This window comes from Mycobacterium gordonae, from assembly GCF_017086405.1.
Taxonomy (GTDB): Bacteria; Actinomycetota; Actinomycetes; order Mycobacteriales; family Mycobacteriaceae; genus Mycobacterium; species Mycobacterium gordonae_D.
Map to the genome: position 1 here is coordinate 6,854,323 of NZ_CP070973.1, position 17,086 is coordinate 6,871,408.

At 65.9% G+C, this 17,086-nt stretch carries 22 protein-coding genes and 1 tRNA gene; 7 read left to right on the top strand and 16 right to left on the bottom strand.

Features of this window, described 5'->3' with window-relative positions; all coding sequences use genetic code 11:
* Positions 1-387, bottom strand: coding sequence for a DUF2237 family protein (locus JX552_RS29595; protein ID WP_205875346.1), 387 nt, complete (start codon positions 385-387; stop codon positions 1-3).
* A 112-nt stretch (positions 388-499) separates the two neighbouring features.
* Here JX552_RS29595 and JX552_RS29600 point away from each other — a divergent pair, with 112 nt between their 5' ends.
* Entirely contained in the window at positions 500-904 is a 405-nt protein-coding gene (locus JX552_RS29600) for a hypothetical protein (protein WP_205878754.1), read from the top strand.
* Positions 905-1,021: 117 nt separating this feature from the next.
* Here the strand turns inward: JX552_RS29600 and JX552_RS29605 are convergent, their stop codons facing one another.
* Genes JX552_RS29605 through JX552_RS29625 form a run of 5 tightly spaced genes read right to left on the bottom strand, consistent with a single transcriptional unit; the run spans position 1,022 to position 5,747 of the window.
* Positions 1,022-1,987 carry an LLM class flavin-dependent oxidoreductase gene (locus JX552_RS29605; protein WP_205875347.1) on the bottom strand — a complete coding sequence of 322 codons (966 nt, stop codon included), beginning with the start codon at positions 1,985-1,987 and terminating at the stop codon, positions 1,022-1,024.
* Positions 1,988-1,993: 6 nt separating this feature from the next.
* Positions 1,994-2,461, bottom strand: a complete 468-nt coding sequence (locus JX552_RS29610; protein WP_205875348.1) for a VOC family protein — start codon at positions 2,459-2,461, stop codon at positions 1,994-1,996.
* A 9-nt stretch (positions 2,462-2,470) separates the two neighbouring features.
* Entirely contained in the window at positions 2,471-3,220 is a 750-nt protein-coding gene (locus JX552_RS29615; RefSeq protein WP_205875349.1) for an SDR family NAD(P)-dependent oxidoreductase, read from the bottom strand.
* Positions 3,217-4,473 carry an MBL fold metallo-hydrolase gene (locus tag JX552_RS29620; RefSeq protein WP_431195903.1) on the bottom strand — a complete coding sequence of 419 codons (1,257 nt, stop codon included), beginning with the start codon at positions 4,471-4,473 and terminating at the stop codon, positions 3,217-3,219. Before JX552_RS29620 ends, JX552_RS29615 begins: the two co-directional genes overlap by 4 nt.
* Positions 4,470-5,747, bottom strand: coding sequence for a sulfotransferase family protein (locus JX552_RS29625; RefSeq protein WP_205875350.1), 1,278 nt, complete (start codon positions 5,745-5,747; stop codon positions 4,470-4,472). The genes JX552_RS29620 and JX552_RS29625 overlap by 4 nt, the downstream gene beginning before the upstream one ends.
* A 55-nt stretch (positions 5,748-5,802) precedes the next feature.
* On the opposite strand from JX552_RS29625, the gene JX552_RS29630 reads away from it, so the two are divergent.
* The 4 genes from JX552_RS29630 to JX552_RS29645 all read left to right on the top strand — a co-directional run bounded on the left by JX552_RS29630 (position 5,803) and on the right by JX552_RS29645 (position 8,795).
* On the top strand, positions 5,803-6,696 hold the full coding sequence (locus JX552_RS29630; RefSeq protein WP_205875351.1) for a helix-turn-helix domain-containing protein: 894 nt from the start codon (positions 5,803-5,805) through the stop codon (positions 6,694-6,696).
* Between the two features lie 54 nt (positions 6,697-6,750).
* Positions 6,751-7,134 (top strand): YbjQ family protein, encoded by a 384-nt coding sequence (locus JX552_RS29635; protein ID WP_205878756.1) that lies wholly within the window; start codon positions 6,751-6,753, stop codon positions 7,132-7,134.
* Between the two features lie 54 nt (positions 7,135-7,188).
* Positions 7,189-7,551, top strand: a complete 363-nt coding sequence (locus JX552_RS29640; RefSeq protein WP_205875352.1) for a hypothetical protein — start codon at positions 7,189-7,191, stop codon at positions 7,549-7,551.
* Between the two features lie 107 nt (positions 7,552-7,658).
* The gene (locus JX552_RS29645; protein ID WP_205875353.1) at positions 7,659-8,795 is read left to right on the top strand and encodes a glycoside hydrolase 5 family protein; all 1,137 of its coding nucleotides are present in this window, start codon (positions 7,659-7,661) and stop codon (positions 8,793-8,795) included.
* On the opposite strand, the gene JX552_RS29650 is transcribed toward JX552_RS29645, so the two are convergent.
* Positions 8,796-9,629, bottom strand: a complete 834-nt coding sequence (locus tag JX552_RS29650) for a PE-PPE domain-containing protein (RefSeq protein WP_346779294.1) — start codon at positions 9,627-9,629, stop codon at positions 8,796-8,798. It abuts the gene before it with no gap.
* A 210-nt stretch (positions 9,630-9,839) separates the two neighbouring features.
* Between JX552_RS29650 and JX552_RS29655 the strand changes: the two genes are divergently transcribed.
* The gene (locus tag JX552_RS29655; RefSeq protein WP_205875354.1) at positions 9,840-10,364 is read left to right on the top strand and encodes a hemerythrin domain-containing protein; all 525 of its coding nucleotides are present in this window, start codon (positions 9,840-9,842) and stop codon (positions 10,362-10,364) included.
* Here the strand turns inward: JX552_RS29655 and JX552_RS29660 are convergent.
* The 5 genes from JX552_RS29660 to JX552_RS29680 all read right to left on the bottom strand — a co-directional run bounded on the left by JX552_RS29660 (position 10,359) and on the right by JX552_RS29680 (position 12,964).
* Positions 10,359-11,003, bottom strand: a complete 645-nt coding sequence (locus JX552_RS29660) for an AAA family ATPase (protein WP_205875355.1) — start codon at positions 11,001-11,003, stop codon at positions 10,359-10,361. The two genes, JX552_RS29655 and JX552_RS29660, sit on opposite strands and share 6 nt — an antisense overlap.
* 239 nt (positions 11,004-11,242) lie before the next feature.
* The gene (locus JX552_RS29665) at positions 11,243-11,521 is read right to left on the bottom strand and encodes a hypothetical protein (RefSeq protein WP_205875356.1); all 279 of its coding nucleotides are present in this window, start codon (positions 11,519-11,521) and stop codon (positions 11,243-11,245) included.
* A 236-nt stretch (positions 11,522-11,757) separates the two neighbouring features.
* Positions 11,758-11,844 (bottom strand) — tRNA-Ser (locus tag JX552_RS29670).
* A 29-nt stretch (positions 11,845-11,873) separates the two neighbouring features.
* Positions 11,874-12,332: a nucleoside deaminase gene (locus JX552_RS29675; protein WP_205878758.1), complete on the bottom strand. Its 459-nt coding sequence runs from the start codon at positions 12,330-12,332 to the stop codon at positions 11,874-11,876.
* A 110-nt stretch (positions 12,333-12,442) separates the two neighbouring features.
* On the bottom strand, positions 12,443-12,964 hold the full coding sequence (locus tag JX552_RS29680; protein ID WP_205875357.1) for a tRNA adenosine deaminase-associated protein: 522 nt from the start codon (positions 12,962-12,964) through the stop codon (positions 12,443-12,445).
* 106 nt (positions 12,965-13,070) lie between these two features.
* Between JX552_RS29680 and JX552_RS29685 the strand changes: the two genes are divergently transcribed.
* The gene (locus JX552_RS29685) at positions 13,071-14,015 is read left to right on the top strand and encodes a prephenate dehydrogenase (RefSeq protein ID WP_205878759.1); all 945 of its coding nucleotides are present in this window, start codon (positions 13,071-13,073) and stop codon (positions 14,013-14,015) included.
* Here the strand turns inward: JX552_RS29685 and JX552_RS29690 are convergent.
* The 4 genes from JX552_RS29690 to JX552_RS29705 are packed head-to-tail and all read right to left on the bottom strand — an operon-like array spanning position 13,978 to position 17,086.
* Positions 13,978-14,577, bottom strand: coding sequence for a putative glycolipid-binding domain-containing protein (locus tag JX552_RS29690; protein ID WP_205875358.1), 600 nt, complete (start codon positions 14,575-14,577; stop codon positions 13,978-13,980). The two genes, JX552_RS29685 and JX552_RS29690, sit on opposite strands and share 38 nt — an antisense overlap.
* A gap of 4 nt (positions 14,578-14,581) precedes the next feature.
* Positions 14,582-15,316 (bottom strand): ABC transporter permease, encoded by a 735-nt coding sequence (locus JX552_RS29695; protein ID WP_205875359.1) that lies wholly within the window; start codon positions 15,314-15,316, stop codon positions 14,582-14,584.
* Entirely contained in the window at positions 15,313-15,981 is a 669-nt protein-coding gene (locus JX552_RS29700; protein WP_205875360.1) for an ABC transporter permease, read from the bottom strand. Before JX552_RS29700 ends, JX552_RS29695 begins: the two co-directional genes overlap by 4 nt.
* A gap of 10 nt (positions 15,982-15,991) precedes the next feature.
* Positions 15,992-17,086 carry an ABC transporter ATP-binding protein gene (locus tag JX552_RS29705; RefSeq protein ID WP_205875361.1) on the bottom strand — a complete coding sequence of 365 codons (1,095 nt, stop codon included), beginning with the start codon at positions 17,084-17,086 and terminating at the stop codon, positions 15,992-15,994.

A 17,086-nucleotide genomic window follows, 5' to 3' on the forward strand; every position in this document is an offset into this window, starting at 1 on the left:
TCACAGATTCGCCAAGTCGTCCGGCACGTCCACCGCGTGTTCCTGCAGCACCTCGAGCGGCACCACATCGAGCGTGCGCTCGTGGGTACAGGCCAGCACCACCGGGGCGGCGCAGCCGTCCTGGTGAGCCCGTAGCCAATTGCGGGCGGTGACGCACCAGCGGTCGCCGGGCAGCAGTCCGGGAAACCGGTATTCGGGCACCGGCGTTGACAAGTCGTTGCCGATCGACCGCTGATGCTCGAGGAAGTCCGCGGTCACAACGGCGCAGATGGTATGCAACCCGCGGTCCTCGTCCCCGGTGGAACAACAGCCGTCACGATAGAAGCCGGTGACCGGCTCGGTGCCGCAGGATTCCAACGGGCCACCCAGCACGTTGCGATCAGGCATGAGCCCAGTATCGCGCGTTGGGCCGTCAAACCCCAGACATTGCGGAGGCCCACTGCGGGCCGATGTCGGAGGCGGTGAGGGTGCGCTCACCTGCTGCGGTAGGTTCAGCGGCGTGATACTTACGGGCGCTTTTCTGGCCGATGCGGCCGCCGTCGTCGACAACAAGCTCAATGTGTCGGGTGGGGTGCTGTCGCGATTCGCCCTCGGACCTGATCGTTCGGCGCGGTTCGTGCTGGTGGTGCTGACCCAGGCGGAGCCCGGCAGCACCGACCGGATGGTCAAGATCGAGATGCGGCCGCCGAACGACGACGAGCCGATCCGGTTGGAGTTCGAGGTGCCAGAGGCCTCGGTCGCCGAATTCCCGGGGTTCGCGTTCTTCGAGCTTCAGCTGCGGCTTCCCAGTGACGGTCGTTGGGTGCTGGTGGTGACCGGCGGCACCGGGGCCATCTCGCTGCCGGTGCTGGTGACCGAGTTTGCGCCGCCGCCGCCGTCCGCGCCGCCGTCGTTCGGGCTGTAGTTCTGGCGCTGGTGTCGCGCGGCGCGAGCGACCGCACAATGCCGGCCGGCACGTTGTGTCAGTGGCAACACCCGGGTGCTCGCCACACCACACGCACCGAGCGGGCCCGCCAGACCCTCAGACAAGCGCGGGCAGCACCACGTCGGTGAGCAGCTGCACCGATTTCCATGCCTCCTCGACAGGCATCCCGCCGACCAGCGGATGCAACACGATCGGTCCGTAATAGTCCGCGTCGCGAACCTCCGCGATGAGTTGGTCGGGCGTCAGGAACCGGTATCGGCCAGACGCCTTGACCTCCTCGATCGTCTGCACGCCGGGTAAGTGCATCAACGAGCGTTGTTCGGCAGACCATCCACCGTAGGTGACCGCTTCCCACAGGATGTGCTCGCCCAGCTCCGCCCATGCCCGGTCCGGGTCGTCGTGCAGGTAGATCATCCCGCGGTTGACCGGACCGGGCATGATGACGAACGGCTTGACGCCCTCTTCGGCGCACAGTTGCCGGTAGTGGGCCGCGACGTCGGGCAGGTGGTCGGCCAGACTGAGCGGGAGACCGAACCGCGCCGCGCGCCGAGCGGTCGCCGGCGATCCACCGCCGACGTACAACGGCGGATGCGGCCGAGTCCAGGTTCCAGTGCACACGCCCGGCTCGGCTCCGGACCAGACCGCCAGCATCCGCTCGACCAGAGTGTCCATCAACCGCCCGCGTCGGTTGAAATCCACACCGAGCGACTGGAATTCGACGGTGCGATAGCCCAGCCCGACGGTGGTGTGCAGCCTGCCACGACTCATGTTGTCGACCAGAGCGATGTCTTCGGCGAGGCGAACCGGATTCCACAGCGGCCCCAGCGCGCAATCCACACTGGCGATCATGGTCGAGGTCCGCGACAGGAACATCGCCGCGGCCATGATCGGGTTGCAGCTCCAGCCGTGCCCGGTCGCGTGATGCTCGTCCACACTGACCGTGGTGATACCGTGCGACTCACCCCACTGCGCCAACTCCATTGCCGCAGTGATCAATTCGCCTTGCCTGCGTGGATCGCCCTGCGGGGAACCGAAGTTGAACCGCAGCACCGCCAGCATCATGGTCGGCTACTGGGCCTGGGACTGCAGGAAAGCGGGAAAGTCCGGAAACAGCGCGCGGTCGACGATCTCGATGCGTGTGCCCGCGGCGTCGACGTAGTAAGCGAACAGCGCCAGCTTCGAGCCGGGCATGTCGGCGGTCATTTCCAGGGAGAACCCGTTGTCTTCCAGCATCGTAGCCGTCTCCGCGAGGCTGTCGACGAAGTAGCCGAGATGGTGGGCGGCGTTGCCGGGCGCGGCCACCCACGGAGTTCCCGGCACCTCCTGGATCAGCTCGAGGTGTAGCGGCTGTAGAGAGTAGACGAAGTTGGAGGTCAGTTCGCGGGCGCCCGTGGGGGTGCGAAAGGGCAGCGTGTGTTTCAGCGGCTTGATCCACCGGTAGCCCGCCAGCTCGGTGAACCGGGTCATCGCAGCGTCCAGATCGGGTACCACGATGCCGATGTGGTAGAGGTCTTCGGGTCTCAGTGCGAGCGCCATTTTTCGTCCTCAGATGCAGTCCGACGCGCCGTCGATAACGAACACCGCACCGGTGGTGTAACTGCTTTGTCCGGTGCACAGGAACGCTACCGTGGGCGCGATCTCCTCGACCGCGCCGAAGCGTCGCAGCGGGATATGCGCCACCTCGGCGTCGACGAGTTCGGTCACCGAGTGCATGGGCGCGGTCATCGGGGTGTCGATGGCGCCGGGGGCCACCGCGTTCATCCGGATACCCAGCGGCGCCCACTTCACGGCGAGGTTTCTTGTCATGCAGATGATTCCGGCCTTGGCGGCACTGTAGCCGGGCACCAGTGGGACGGCGCGCAGCGCCGACATCGAGGCCAGGTTGACCACGCTCGCACCACCCGCCGCCGCCGACGCTTGCAGCGCGCGGCGCAGCCCGACGGTCAGCCGGTACGGTCCGGTCAGGTTGAGCGCGACCGACGCCTCGAACCCGTCGGGCTTCGACTCATCCAGTCCCCCAGGGAAATTCGCACCCGCGTTGTTCACCAGCACGTCGAGTTCGGTGAATGTCCCTGTCAATGCGTCAACGGAGTCCGGATCGGTGATCTGCAATTGGCGATAGGTCATGCCGGCGAGATCGGTCTCGTATTCGGCTGCGTCGGCTTTGGTTCCAGTGACGGTGACCTGGGCACCGGCGTCGCGGAAGAGGGTGGCGATTCCGTGGCCGATGCCGCTGGTACCCCCGGTGACCAGTGCCGCGGTCCCGGTGAAGTCGAAGCTGACCCGTGCCGTCATGAGTTGCTCGCAATCTGTTGCTTGAGCCAGGCTGTTTCCCAGAAGTTCTCGCTTGCCGCCAGTAGGTCCTCGTGGGCTTCTCTGAGTACTTCACGTGCGCCCGGGTGGTCGCGGGTGACCAATTCGGCGAGGTGGATGGCGTGCAGCGGGCGGCCCGCGCACAGCTGGGCTCGCGCGCGGTCGACGAGAGCGTCCGCACCGGCGAGTTCGACGATGTCGGCGGCCACTTCGTCGAACCCGACCGGATACAGTTCGGTCGTCGAGCGGTGATGGAACCACCCGGAGTAGTTCTCCCAGATGGCCCGCACGTCCCAGGAGACCTTGCCATAACCCTGCCCCACGTCGAGCTCCGCGGGCAGCGTGATATCCCGCATCAACGCACGAACATCCTGGCCGGCGTTCATCCCGGCGACGGTCTGGTCATGGATGTGCTCAATGGCGTTGCGCAGCCGGGTCAGCTCGGAGTTGATGTGGTCCGCGCCGATGATCGGGTCGAAGTGGCCGGTGACCAACATTTCGGGCTGCAACTTACGCACCCGCTCCACCGACGCGATGGCCGTCAGGGCGTCGCGGTACCGGTCGCCCCGGATGGTGACCAGGTTCGGAATGTGCCCGAAGAGTGGTCCGAATGTGTTACCGCACAGGCATATTCGTTCTTCGGGCAGCCAAATTACCAGTGAGTCGTTGGTTTCACCACCGGGCACTGCGTACAGTTCCAATCGGCGTTCCCCCACCTGCAGGGTCAGGGCATCGTCGAAGTCCAGGTCGACGGACGGGACGCTTTGGGGGGGCAACTTTATGATGCCGAGGCGCTGTTGGATGGCCTGGATGCCGGTGGCCAGCGTGTCTTTGAAGGCGAACGCGCTGCGACTCGCACGATACGGGATGAGGCGTTCGTTGTCGTCGCGCCACAGCTTCCAGTTCGCCTGTGCGACAACGGTGGTATCCGGGTCGCGGACGGTGTCCAGACCGCCGACATGGTCGACGTGGCCCTGCGTGAAGATGATGTAGCGCACCGGTGAGGAGTCGACGGCATCGAAGTTGGCCCGGTGCACCGGGCCCTCGAATCCCATCCCGGTGTTGACGATCACCCGACCCTCGCCGGTGGTGAGCAGGTAGGCGTTGGACAACCCCGGCGAACACCACAGTCCTGGGGCGATCTGTTCGGCGCGCTCGGCCGATGCCGGGCGCATGGCGTCGGCACCGGGCCGGCTTCGGTACACCGGCTCGGATGTCACGAAGTCTCCTTTCATTCGGCGCGGACGTCGAATCGGTCGAAGTAGTAGTCGAATCGCGCGCGAAGTTCGTCAGGCGAGATGCCGAAGTGGCGCTGCAGGTCATAACGGATCCGGCCATGCTTGCCACGGGGGTTGCCGTCCAGGTACTTCTGGAATTGTCGGCGCGTTCTGTCGGTCAGCTCTTCCCCCCCACGCCGGTAAAGATCTGTCAGCAGGGGCATTTCGTTGCCGTTGAGCTGGTGGAAGCCGATGTCGGCGCTGCGTTCGGCCGGCACCAGCTCACGGTCCCGCACGCACGCGCTGAGCAATCGGTGCACGCGGTCGCTCCAATAGTCCAACAGCCAGCCTGGGTCGATGCTGGTCCGGCGCAGCCGGTCGGAGTAGGCCATCATGGTGATCGCCGACTGGATCACCGCGACGGGATCTCGGTGGGTGAACGCGACCGTGGCGTCGGGAAAGGTCGCCATCAGCGGACCCAACTGCTCACAGTGCTGCGGGCTCTTGAGCACCCAAGTGCGCGGACCGCGCAGGAATGTCAGCGCCTGCAGCACCTTTCGCAGATACCGGTAGTGGCGGTGCTGGTCCAACTCCAGGTAGTAGTCACGCCAATCTGGCACCCGGGCATGCCATTCCAGCACATAGGAGGCCAGGTCCAGGTCGAGGATCTCGACTTCCTCTTCGATGGCCTCCGGGAAGCGATCATGCATGGCTGCCACCACCGGCGCGCTGGCCATGAGCGCGTCGTGTTCCTGCTTGCATCGCGTGTAACGAGGATCCACACCGAAGATGTCGGGGCCTTCGCCGGGGACGGGAATCGGCTCCTGACTCTCCCAATACGGCAACGCACGCCGTCGACGGTCGGCCGCTATGAGGTTCACCAGGTGGGTAGTGCCCGAACGCGGCATCCCAACGACGATGATCGGACGCTCGATCGGGATCGACTCGATTTCGGGATACCGCTTGATCAGGTCGGTCAACGACAGTCGGTTGCGCAGCAGCCGCACGACTCGTTGCCGCAAGGTGGAGCGCGACAATTGACGCAACCCGTCGTCGTTTTCGATCGCGGCGACGTGCGCGTCGAGCCGATCGGTGAAGCCGTCGGTGTCGTCGAGGTCTGCAGCGCCGGCGTGGTCGCGAGCTTCGGCGAGCATCGCGTCAAGGTCGAACTCGATGTGACGACTCTCGGTGAACTCCAGGATCTGACGCTGGACGTCGGTCAACCGAGGCGACGTCAGATCGTCGAAGTCGATCTGGTCAGCGCGCGTGGCCCCGACGTCCGCAGCATTCACCGGTGCACTCCCGAACCTTTTCCTATGTCGAATAGTCGATATAGGATTCGAAAATATGACGGCAACGCTAGACGGGCAGGCCCCGCAACGTCAACCCGCCTCCCCTCCCACCGAGCGGGTGATCGCCATCATGGAGCTGCTCGGTTCTCGGCCCGCACGAGGGTTCACCCTCGCCGAGATCAGTCGGGAACTGGGCATCAGCCGCGCCACCGGTCACGCGATCATGAGCACGCTTGCCGGCCGTCGATGGGTGGTACGCGCCGCAAGCGGCGCCTACACCTGGGGTCCCGGAATCGCCTCGTTGAGCCAGCCCAGCGGCGAGCTCAGACACCACGGCGTACTGCAGGCTCTGGCCGAATCGATCGGTGCGCAGGTCTTCCTGGCCCGCCGGGAGGCCAACTCGATTGTGGTGATCGACAGCGCCGGTGAAACCCCATGGGGAATGCATGTCGACCGGGGACTACGAATGCCGCTGGTTGCGCCTTTCGGCCGCGACTACCTCGCCTGGAGCACCCGCACAGCCCAGCGCGTCTGGCTGGCGGGGGTCGACAAGCCGACCGCCGCACTGTCGCGCCGAATGGCGCTCGTGTTCGACGAGATCCGCGCCCGCGGCTACGTCATCGAACGCCTCAGCCGGGAGTTCATCCGCGTCTACACCGCGCTTCGTGCGCTCGCCGCCGACAGCGAGCCGGACGCCATCACGGCGCGATTGGCGCGCGCCTTCGCCGACCTGACGGTCATCGACGTGCTGGCCGCCGAGCTCGCCGAACTCGGCTCGCACAGCATCGCGACCATCTCCGCTCCGGTTTTCGATGCGGACGGAATCGTCACCATGTCCGTCAGCGCCGCACCGTTCACCGAACTCAGCGGGGTGGCGATCGCGGATATCGGCGAGCAGGTCCGCGCCGCGGCACAAACGGTCGGAGAGTACGTCGCGCATCAAGCTTGAGCGGTAACCTGCAGCGGGAATTGCGTCGTTCCCCTCAAGCAGAAAGGCATGCCGGTGCTCGTCGTCACTACCAATGACATCCCCGGATGGGAAATCCAGCGCGTGTGCGGCGAGGTCTTCGGGCTCACCGTACGGTCCCGAAATGCGTTCGCCCAGTTCGGCGCCGGGTTCAAGTCGATGTTCGGAGGCGAGCTGCAGGGCATGACCAAGAACCTGGCCGAGAGCCGCAACGAGGCGATGGCCCGGCTGATCAACGAGGCACGCGCCAAGGGCGGCAACGCCATCGTCGCGATGCGCTTCGACACCACCGAACTCGGCGACGTGTGGACCGAGATCTGCGCGTACGGGACGGCGGTGCAGGCGGTGCCGGTCACCGATGGCGCCCGCTACACCGCATCGCAGCTGGGATACGGCGCCGCGCCCCAGCCTCAGCAATAGCCGGGGTGGCCCCTCGGAGGTTCCTGACTCCGGGCGGAGCGGTAGTTTCACCCAGTGATAGTCGGGGCCTTTCTGGCCGAAGCTGCTTCGGCGACAGACAACAAACTCAACGTCTCGGGCGGTGTGCTGCTGCGATTCACCGTGGAGGACGATCGGCTGGCCCAGTTCCTGCTGGTGGTGCTGACTCAGGCCGAGACCGGCAGCCCGGATCGGCGCGTCGACGTCGAGATCAGGCCGCCGACCGGCGATGATCCGCTGAACATCGAGTTCGAACTGCCCGAGGCCGCCACCATCGCCGAACTCGGCTTTGCGATCTTCCCGATCGAGGTCACCCTGCCCGTCGACGGCCGCTGGGTCCTGGTGGTGACCGGCGGGGCGGGCATGATCTCTCTGCCGTTGATCGTTAGCGGTGGCTAGCTGCGAGCGGTCACCAAAGTGACAGCGGGATAACAATTTCCACTCTCTAAGGGTCGCGGGCCGGTATGCCGCGCCTGTTGTGGCGTCGGGAAAAATACCGTCGCGGGGTGCAACGTCGAACCGCTCTCAAGTTGCCGCTGGCACTGGCACTCGGCACGGCCTTGACCCGGACGGCGCGCGCGTCCGCCGAGGCGGGCCGATGGCCGGCGGACCGTGCGCACAACTGGTATCAGGCGCAAGGCTGGCTCGTCGGAGTCAACTACGTGACCTCGACGGCGATAAATCAGCTCGAGATGTTCCAGGCCGGCACCTACGACCCGCGCCGCATCGACAACGAGCTGGGGGTCGCCCGATTTCACGGGTTCAACACCGTGCGGGTGTTCTTGCATGACCAGCTGTGGGCTGCTGATCGGCAGGGATTTCAGACCCGGCTGGCACAGTTCGTCGGCATCGCGGCGCGCCACGGCATCAAGCCGTTGTTCGTGCTGTTCGACTCGTGCTGGGATCCGTTTCCCCGGCTAGGTCGTCAGCGCGCGCCCCGCCCGGGTGTGCACAACTCCGGTTGGGTGCAGGGCCCCGGTGCCGAACACATCGACGACCCCCGATACGTGGCTGTCATGCAGGAGTACGTCACCGGAGTGTTGAGCCAATTCCGCAACGACGATCGTGTGCTGGGTTGGGACCTGTGGAACGAACCCGACAATCCGGCCCGCGAGTACCGCAAGGTCGAGCGCAAGGACAAGCTGGAGCGGGTCGCGGGCCTGCTCCCCCAGGTGTTCCGCTGGGCGCGGGCCGTTGATCCGGTGCAGCCGCTGACGAGCGGCGTGTGGCAGGGCAGCTGGGGCGATCCTGGGGCCCGCAGCACGATCGCAGGCATCCAGCTCGACAACGCCGACGTCATCACGTTTCACAGCTACGCCCCGCCGGGCGAGTTCGAGGGCCGCATCGGCGAACTGGCCCCGCTCGGACGCCCGATCATCTGCACCGAGTACCTGGCTCGCTCCCTGGGCAGCACGGTGGAGGGCATTCTGCCGATTGCCAGGCGGCACAACGTCGGCGCGTTCAACTGGGGACTGGTCGCCGGCAAGACTCAGACGTACTTCCCGTGGAGTTCGTGGGACCATCCGGCGACCTCAGTGCCCAAGCAGTGGTTCGCCGACCTGCTGCAGCCTGACGGACGTCCCTTCGCAGACGCCGAGGTGCAGACGATCCGCAAACTGGCCACCGGGCGAGACCGTGAGTGATCAGCCCGGAAGATCGAGTGTCCCCATCGGGCGGTTGTAGGCGGATTCGACCATCGGGCGCCATTGCAGCTCGTGGATTCTCTTGTTCTCGGCCGATTCCAAGCGCCAGGTGACCATCGGCAGGTAGTACGTGGCGGGCGCTCCCAGAATGTAGGTGGCGTTTCCCTCGACGTAGGACTTGTTCCCCGGGTCGGTCAGGCTGAGTTTGCTGTAATCCAGGTGTGGGCCCCGCAATTCGCCGGTGCCGCCGACGAAGTTACCTGCCACCCGGTTGAAACGCGCCACGGAGTTGGCGAGGTCGCCGGGGCAGTCCGCCCAGAAATCGTATTGGCGAATCAGGACTTTGACCGTATACCGGGTGTCCGCCGGAAATCCCCGGCCCCCATACGCCGCGGTGCATCCGCTGTTGGAGATCGTGGTGCAACCGCCGTACTTGGTTTCCGGATCCCCGGTCAAGACGAACGTGACGCTGGCCGGGTCGATATCACTGGTGGGCCCGTATCTGCGTAGCCAATCGTCTTCGACCTGCGCACCTTCACTGTGACCGAGGACAATCTTGCGGCCCGGCGTGGAATGCAGGAGCTGATTGAGGATGTCGGCCCCCTGATGGACGAAGTAGGAGTTGGGCAAATTCGTGTAGGGGACTTTCACTTTCACATTAGGGGCGGCGAAAAGCTCACCGCGTAACCAGTTGGAGGGAAGCGGGAAGAACGCCGGGTTGATCGTAAAGACGGTTGCGGGCGCGGTTTCGTCCGCGGCTCTGGCTTTGCCCGGCGCGATAGCGCAGGCAACGACTATCGATGCCAATGCAATCGTCGCCAGCAAACGCCTCACCCGTACCACCCCATGCCGGCATATATATCATCGTCGGCGTCAAAATTATTGCGACGATCGGCGAATCGTGACGGGAATGACGCGGGGTCGCGACCTCGCATGGGTAGCAGCCGATAATCGCCGTTTGACCGACGCTTCCCGCGTGAACACTCTTGTCGTGCTCAACGCTCGACGGGAGGGGACCAATGTGTCTATGAGGTCGCACTGACCATGGCGGACATCATCGACCTCATCTACGCCGATCACGACTGGATCCGGCGCCAGTTCTTCCGGCTCGACGAGGCCAAATCCGACGACGATCTCGCCGCCATCTGGAGCGGCCTCAGTATCCGCCTCGACATGCATGCCGAGGCCGAGGAGGCGGTCTTCTATCCGGCGTTGCTCCAGCACGGCGGGCTGGAGCATCCCAGCAATCCCGAAGGCGACCCGGAAGACGAGACCGAAGACGCCATCACCGACCACAATGCGATCCGCGACGCGGTCCGTCGATCACGCCGGCTCGAGCCAGGCAGCACAGAGTGGTTCGAAGCCGTGATCGATGCGCGCCGGGAGAACGGCAAACACCTCGACGAGGAAGAACGCGAGGCGATGCCGGACTTCATCAAGAGCGCCTCGTTGGAGCTGCGTAATGAACTGGCCTTGAAATGGTTGCGGTTCCACGCCGAACGGGACGCGACGCGAGATGTCGACAATCGCGACAAAGACGCGGCCGACTATATCGACGAGCATTCATGAGAAGCGCAATTCTTCGGCGAACTCTTCGACGAGTAGTCGCCGTGGCTCTTCGTAGAAATTCTGCGACCCGGGTCCGTTGACCGCCGAGAGTTCGCCGACGGTCGCCTCTTGCAGCTCATCGACGAGGATCAGCACGCCGATGCCCAGGTCGCGTGCCGTCTCCCCCATCACTTCGAGTAGCGCTGCAAAGCCGTCGGCGAAGCGACCTGAGTCTGCTATCCCGCGGATCGGGTCGACCTCGACTCCCAGCGACACCGAGCCGGCGGCGTCGGCTTTGATGCTGAACGCCTTGAATACACCCAGCCGCCGCCGTAGCCGCGGCTCGGGATGGCGACCCGTGGCGGTACGCATCCCCCTCACCAGCGATCGCGACAACGACACCGACAACGACTCACCGATGCCCGCTTCAACTTTCGCGGTGATCCATTCCCTGTCCCCGGCCCTGCCGAGTAATTCGTTGAGCAGAAGCGTCTTGCCCACGCCCCGTAGACCGTTCAGGATCCAGCTGCGGCCGCCCTCACCCATTTCCTCGGCCCGGCGCACCGCCACATCGAAAGCCGTCAGCAAAGAATCGCGACCGGCCAATGCCGGCGGCCGCCGACCGGCGCCAGGTCTGAACGGATTGGTGACCGGATCCATTTCTAAGGCTCTATCAGCTCGTATAAGAAGTTTTGTTATCCGGTCTTAGACTCCCTCATACCGTCCTGGCACGATCAGCGTTAGACCGCGTACGTCTAAACGCCTATCGGCGAACCCCGCCAGGGGAATCGATAACCTCCGCGCAAGACCGCCAAACGCCGGGTTTACTTGCTAGCGGCCGATGTCGGCAGGCTAGCCGACGAATGCGGCAAACATCGCCGGCTTGTCCGGGAGCTCGCCTATACCGGTATCCGGTGGGGCGATGTCGTTGCCTTGCGGGTGGGTGAGACCGAATTTCTGAGGCGCCCGCCCCCGACCTGGCCGACCTCCTGGCCCTGCTCGCTGCCTTCCGCACCATTTACACCACCCAACGCCCCCACCGCGCCCACCCCACCCGCCTCACCCCCCACCATGCCTACCCCGCCCGACCCAAAGCACATCCTGCCGACCAAACCACCACACACTTCCGCATCCGCCACGACACCGTCGACCAATTCGGCAAACTCACCCTGCGCCACGCCAGCCGCCTACACCACCTCGGCATCGGCCGCACCCACGTCCACACCCCAGTCCTCATCCTGCTCGCCACCACCACGGTCACCGTCATCAGCACAACCGGGCACCAGGTCCTGAGCAGCCACACCATCGACCCCGACTACGGCCCAACCAAGACAAAAACCCCGGCCGATGGCCGGGGAATCTGTAACCAATGACGCGACTCGTCTGTCACCTATGACGCGACTCATCACATGAGCGGTGGCGGAGGGATTTGAACCCTCGGACGGTTTTAGCCGTCACACGCTTTCGAGGCGTGCTCCTTAGGCCGCTCGGACACGCCACCGCCGAGCAGCTTACCCAACCACCCGCCCCTCACCCCAATCGCTGCCGGGCGAAGAACTCTTCCAGCGGCGCGGCGCACTCCGCGGCCAGTACGCCACCGCGCACTTCGGGCCGATGGTTGAGCCGTCGATCCCGCACCACATCCCACAGCGAGCCGACCGCACCCGTCTTGGGTTCCCACGCCCCGAACACCAGGCGAGCCACCCGGGCCAACACCAGCGCCCCAGCGCACATCGTGCACGGCTCGACGGTGACCGCGAGCGTCGCACCCTCCAGCCGCCAGCCGTCACCCAGCACTCGGGCAGCCGCCCGCAATGCCAGGATCTCCGCGTGGGCGGTCGGATCGCCGTCGGCTTCGCGGGCATTGACCGCCCGCGCCAGCTCGGTGCCGTCCGGTCCGACTACGACGGCACCGATCGGCACGTCGCGGGGCCCGGCGGTCTCGGCGACCGCCAACGCAGCGCGGATCAGCTCCTCGTCAGCGGGAATCCCCGACCCGTTCTGATGGCAGCGAGCCGCTGCGCCCGGCTCCGTCCCATCGTGGCGACCCGCGGCGCCCGGCTCCCCCGGGCTTGCGATCGCCACGGCCGCGCTTGCGGTCACCGACCGAGACGGTCGATCACCGCCGACAGCTGATCGGCGAACCCCATCTCCCGCGCAATGCGGCCGAGCTGCTCGTCGGCATACAGGTCCGTCTCGTCGAGGATGACCCCCAATACCGCCTCGGGCAGCCCGATATCGGACAGCAACCCCAGGTCGCCTTCCTCGAACGGCTCGGCGTCCTCGAGGTCTTCGGGGTCGATCTCGGCGTCCAGGCTATCCAGCACCTCGGCGGCGATGTCGTAATCCAGCGCGGCCGTGGCATCTGATAGCAGCAATCGCGTTCCGGACGGCGCCGGGCGCACGATGACAAAAAATTCGTCGTCGACGTCCAACAACCCGAATACGGCGCCGGCGCTGCGCAGCTCCCGCAGTTCGGTCTCGACGGCCGACAAACTGGTCAGCGCTTTCGGGCCCAGCGGCGCGCAACGCCACTTGCCTTCTTCGCGTACGACCGCGACGCCGAAGCCGTCGGGGGTGTCCGTGGACGGGCCTGCTGCTGAAGCCCGTTGTGCTCCCATGGCCGCCTACGCTAGTCCCTGACCTGGCCGGTGGCCAGATGAAGCCATCCCAAGCAACCCGCCGCCGGTCCAACTGTGCCAACCTTGCACTGTGGGGAAGACACCGGTGTGCGTGCTGGGGCTGGGTCTGATCGGCGGTTCCATCGTGCGGGCCGCTGCCGGGGCGGGACGCGAAGTATTCGGCTACAACCGCTCGGTGGAGGGCGCCCACGGCGCCAGGGCGGACGGGTACGACGCTTCTCTCGACCTCAACGAGACACTGGACCGCGCCGCGAGCAGCGGCGCCCTGATCGTGCTGGCCGTGCCCATGCCGGCCCTGGCCAACATGCTGGCCCACATCGCCGAGTCGGCCCCCGACTGCCCGCTGACCGACGTCACCAGTGTCAAGAAGGCGGTGCTCGACGAGGTCGTCGGGGCCGGCCTGCTGCCGCGCTTCGTCGGTGGACACCCGATGACCGGCACCGCTCACTCGGGCTGGACTGCCGGCCATGGCGGCCTGTTCAACCGAGCCCCCTGGGTCGTCAGCGTGGACGACCACGTCGACCCCCAGGTGTGGTCGATGGTGACGGAGCTGGCCCTGGACTGCGGAGCCCACGTGGTGCCTGCCAAATCCGACGAGCACGACGCCGCGGCGGCTGCCATTTCGCATCTGCCGCACCTGCTGGCCGAAGCCCTGGCCATCACCGCCGCCGAGGTGCCCCTGGCGTTCGCGCTGGCTGCTGGCTCGTTCCGGGACGCGACCCGGGTCGCGGGCACCGCACCGGACCTGGTGCGCGCCATGTGCGAGGCCAATACCAGTCAACTGACGCCGGCCACCGACCGGGTCATCGAACTGCTCGGCCGCGCCCGCGAGTCACTGGCACGCAACGGATCGGTGGCCGAACTGGTCGACGAAGGTCATGCGGCACGCACCCGGTACGAAAGTTTCCCGCGCTCGGACATCGTCACCGTCGTCGTCGGCGCGGACGGATGGCGACAACAATTGGCCGCGGCGGGCCGGGCCGGCGGGGTGATCAGATCCGCTCTGCCAACCCTGGATAGTCGACGATGAACCCGTCGGCGTCCACGACCACGGTCGTGTCGGCCACCGGCGACCGCAGCTTGATGGCATCCAACCGGCCCTCGCTGGTGTAGCTCACGGTGGCGGCGTCGACCGTCATCTCCGGCACGTTCACGTAGACCATCGGCAGCACGACCGAATCGGCCCGCTCGTGGATACCCAGCCGCCGGATAGGCAGGGCGTTGAAGAACGGGCTGAACACCAGGTCGACGTCCAGTGCGCCGTTATAGCCCGAGCGCCGCTCACCCTGGTGGTCGGTGATCAGCCACATGTTCTCTTCGTCGCGGGCGATGGCGAGCTGGCGTTCGCGCTCGGCCAACGTTACGGTCAGCCCGAACCGCTTGGTGGCGCCCTTCTCGTCCGTCTGCAGCTCGTAGAAGGCACCGAACGCGGGATTGGCTGCGGTGGCCGCGGCCACAATGCGGCCGTTGGCCTTGATTCTCTTGCCTGACAACTGGATCCGTACCGATTCCATGCGCGAAATGTCCTGCGCGCGCCAGGTCAACATTTGCGGCCAGACGCTTGCCGTCGAATCAGAAGGGGCTGCGGTCACATCTCTACCGTAGGACCTCTCGGTCAACCGCGGCGGGTTTGTCCCCAACTGCCGCATCACAACCTCGATTGCGCCTGCTCAGGCGTCCGCTGCCCGGCACGGAAGCCCACACCGCCGCCGCCATCACCCCGTCGATTACCAGCGCCAACACCGCCACCGTCACCGCTCCGACCAAGGCGATGTGAAATTGGCGCTCCTTGATCCCGTCGATCAGATAACGGCCCAGTCCACCAAGACTCGCGTAGGCGGCCACCGTCGCGGTCGCAACCACCTGCAGGGTCGCGCTCCGCAAGCCGCCCAGAATCAGCGGCAGCGCGTTGGGCACCTCCACCCGGAACAGCACCTGATGTTCGGCCATGCCCACGGCGCGCGCCGCGTCGACCACCAGCGGATCGACGCTCGCGATCCCCGCATACGTGCCCGCCAGCAGCGACGGAATGCCCAGCAGCATCAACGCCACGATCGGCGGTGCCAGGCCCAGCCCGAAAAGCAGCACGCCGAGCAGCAGCACGCCCAGCGTCGGCAACGCACGCAGTCCGTTGACCGCACCTACCACCAGCAGTTGGCCACGGCCAGTGTGCCCGATGATCAGCCCGACCGGGATGGCGATGACCGCCGATGCCAGCACGGCCAGCGCGGTGTACTCGAGGTGCTCGCAGGTGCGCGCCGCCAGGCCCGCGGACCCGGTCCAATTGCTCGCCGTGGTCAGGAAGGACAGCGCCTGCCCGATGAAGTTCACCGGGCACCACCCACGATCGGCGACCGGATCTGGCGGCCACCTTCCCACGGCGTGGCCAGCCGACCGAGAACGCTGATCACGCTGTCGATGACCACTGCCAGCGTGAATATCGCGATGATGCCGGCGGCGATCTGCTCGCTCTTGTTCGTCTGGAATCCCGCGGTGAACCAGCTGCCGAGGCCGCCTATGCCGATCACCGAACCGACCGAGACCATCGCGATGTTGGTGACCACCACCACCCGCAACCCGGCCACCAACACCGGGATGGAAAGCGGCAGTTCGACTTTCAGCATCCGGGCCAGCGGACCATAGCCGATGGCGATGGCTGCGTCGCGTAGTTGCCCCGGTACCGCGTCCAAAGCTTCGAGCACCGCCCGGACCATCAGTGCGGTGGTGTAGGCGCTCAGCGCGACGATCACGTTGGCCTCGTCGAGGATCCGGGTTCCGATGATCAGCGGCAAAACGACGAACAGCGCCAGCGAGGGGATCGTGAAGATCACGCTTGCGGTCGCCGTCGTCAACCGGCGGGGCAGCGCGGATCGCTGCACGAGCAGACCAAGTGGCACCGCGATAACCAGTCCGACGAGCACCGGAATCAGCGACAGCCGCAGATGAATGACGGTCAGCGCCCACGCGGCGTCCAGGTGTGTCAAGAGGTAGTGCATCCGGCCCGCCCTAGGTCCGCCTGCGCGCTTGCGCCGCCGCCAACACATCGGTGGCCAGTACCCCACCGACGACCTTCTCCCCCCGGCCCACGGCGACGCCCATCGACGACGGCGAGGACAGGGCGGCGTCCAGCGCCTGACTGAGGTTGCCGTCGACGTGGAACACCGAACCGACCGACGTCATGGCCTCCGTCAGGGGTTGGCCACCTCGGTGTCGGCGCAGTCCCTCGGCGTCGATCCAGCCCGCCGCGGCGCCATCGTCGTCGATGACCAAGGCCCAGCCGTCCGGCGTCGCGGCAGTGTCAATGGAGGCCGCCGGGATCTTGTCGATATCGTGCAGCGGCAGTCCGGCCGCGTCGATGAGCTGAAGCCACCGGTAGCCACGGCCCAGGCCGACGAACCTCGCCACGAAATCGTTGGCCGGACGCGCGAGCAGTTGTGCCGGTTCGTCGTATTGCTGTAGTACACCGCCTGATCCGAAAACGGCGACGCGGTCGGCGAGGCGCAGCGCCTCGTCGATGTCATGCGTGACGAAGACCACCGTCTTCCGCAATTGGCTTTGCAGACGGAGTATTTCGTTCTGCAGAGTGTGCCGGACCACCGGGTCGACGGCGGAGAATGCCTCGTCCATCAACAGAATGGGCGGGTCTGCGGCCAGCGCCCGTGCCACACCCACACGCTGTTGTTCGCCACCGGACAGCTGGGCAGGATAGCGTGACGCGAGTTTCGGATTCAGCCCCACTCGTTCGAGGACCTGATAGGCGGCAGCCCGGGCGGCTCGCCTGGACTCACCCCGCAGCACCGGCACGGTGGCGACGTTGTCGATAACCCGTTGGTGGGGCATCAAACCCGCGCTCTGGATCACATAGCCGATGCCGCGGCGCAACTGCACCGGGTCGACAGTCGAGACGTCTCTGCCAGCGACAGTGACGGTCCCCGAGGTGGGGTCGACCATCCTGTTGATCATGCGCAGCGCGGTGGTCTTGCCGCACCCGGATGAGCCGACGAATACCGTCAACTTGCTCTCGGAAACATCAAGATTCAACCGGTCGACGGCCGTGGCACCACCGGCATACACCTTGCTGACGTTGTCGAAGGTGATCAC